This is a genomic window from Megasphaera sp. SC8-1 (assembly GCF_024436295.1).
In the GTDB taxonomy this organism is placed as follows: Bacteria; Bacillota; Negativicutes; order Veillonellales; family Megasphaeraceae; genus Megasphaera; species Megasphaera elsdenii.
Window position 1 is genome coordinate 1 of record NZ_JANFQH010000012.1, and the last position, 1,903, is coordinate 1,903.

At 47.8% G+C, this 1,903-nt stretch carries 1 protein-coding gene; it reads left to right on the forward strand.

Translation table 11 applies throughout. From position 1 onward, the window contains the following. Positions 1–409 precede the first annotated feature (409 nt). Positions 410–1,822 (forward strand): group II intron reverse transcriptase/maturase, encoded by a 1,413-nt coding sequence (gene ltrA, locus NOS26_RS04825; RefSeq protein WP_014015629.1) that lies wholly within the window; start codon positions 410–412, stop codon positions 1,820–1,822. Positions 1,823–1,903 lie beyond the last annotated feature (81 nt).

A 1,903-nucleotide genomic window follows, 5' to 3' on the forward strand; every position in this document is an offset into this window, starting at 1 on the left:
AGGTGCGCCCGGCATGGGCGCACTCTAATGGGTGAAAGTCCCTAAGCCGCCCGGTAGCGGGAAGGCTATAGCCAGAACCAAGGGTGTCCATCGTGAGATGGAATCTGAAGGAAGGTCGAGGCAAATCTCTGGTCTGACGAACAGAAATCACATAAGGCTAGTCATGGGGATAAGGCCGCCTAACAGGTTGAAGTCCCATAGCTACACGGAACCATGAATAGTAGATGTGGCAGACACATGGAGAGAAAGAGTGCGTTCTTACCCGGGGAGGCCTCATGGACATGATGGTGCCATATAGATTGGACATCATGGTTGAAATAAGATTTATCATGAGGAGTCAGCCGAGGCCATAGTACCTTATGGGCTATAGACCATGAGGAAAGGGCCGAATCCTAGGAGATGTTAGTTAATGAAAGTAACCAATCATGGAATGAAAGACAGAAAACTTCATCAAGAAGGCTGTCCACAAAAAGAGGTTGCGGAACAACCGGGATATGTGGAAGCGTCTGCCCATGCGAGGATTGCTGAACACAACGACATCATTGCAAGCTTGCCAGCGGACAGTCTGTTGAAGCAGATTTTATCACGAGACAACTTAAATGGTGCCTATAAGAAGGTAAAGTCTAATCGAGGAACCGGCGGGGTCGACAGGATGAGTGTAGATGAACTTCTACCCTACCTGCGGGAACATCGCCTGGACCTCCTTCAGCAAATACGGAATGGGAAATATAAGCCCCAGCCAGTCCGTCGGGTTGAAATACCCAAAGAGGAAAAAGGGAAATTCCGGAAATTAGGAATCCCTACGGTCGTAGACCGCATGATACAACAGGCGATTACGCAGGTTCTTGTGCCTATCTACGAGCCACAGTTTTCAGATAGCAGTTTCGGGTTCCGTCCCAAACGGGGCGCCCACGATGCGTTGAAACAATGCCAGGCCTATGCAGATGAGGGCTATGTCTACGTCGTAGACATGGACTTGGAGAAATTTTTCGACAATGTCTGCCAAAGCAAATTGATAGAAGTTCTGTCAAGGAGCGTAAAAGACGGCCGGGTCATCTCGCTGATACACCAATATCTCCATGCTGGTGTTATCCGGCATGGGATGTTCGAACGAAGTGAACAGGGGGTTCCCCAAGGAGGGCCATTGAGTCCGCTCTTGAGTAACATCATGCTGAATGAGCTGGATAAGGAGCTGGAACGGCGCGGACATAAATTTGTCCGCTATGCAGATGACTGCATGATACTCTGCAAAAGCAGAAGAAGTGCCGAAAGGACCTTGGAAAGCATCACTCGATATATTGAGAAGAAATTATTTCTCAAGGTGAATCGAAATAAGACGCACGTAGCCCACATCCGCTATGTTAAATATCTGGGATATGGCTTCTACCGAAAGAATGGAAAATGCCGACTCCGGGTGCATCCGAAATCCATTACTAAGATGAAAGACCGTTTGCGGTTTATATTGAAACGAAGCAATGGAAAAGGAAACGAAGTGAGAGCCCTTCTATTGAAACGATTCATAAAGGGATGGGTGAATTACTTTAAACTAGCGAATATGAAGGAACTGCTAATTCAAATTGACAGATGGATTCGACGCAAAATACGAACCATATACTGGAAACAATGGAAGAAGGTACGGACGAAACACCGGATGATAAGCCAATACGGCGCGCCCAAGTGGGTAGTGTTGGAAATGGCTAACTGCCGAAAAGGTCCGTGGCGAGCAGCGGCAATGCTGAACTCAGTTCTTACGAATAAAGAAATAGCCCGCCTTGGCTACATAACCATGACGAGCTATTACAAGCAAGTATGCGAAAACTAGGAAACCGCCGTGTACCGAACGGTACGCACGGTGGTGTGAGAGGTCGGGATTTCTACTCAGAAATCCCTCCTACTCGATTGG

Excerpts from the sequence above, each read along its gene's own strand:
- ltrA (WP_014015629.1), top strand. The coding sequence starts at position 410 with ATGAAAGTAACCAATCATGGAATGAAAGACAGAAAACTTCATCAAGAA.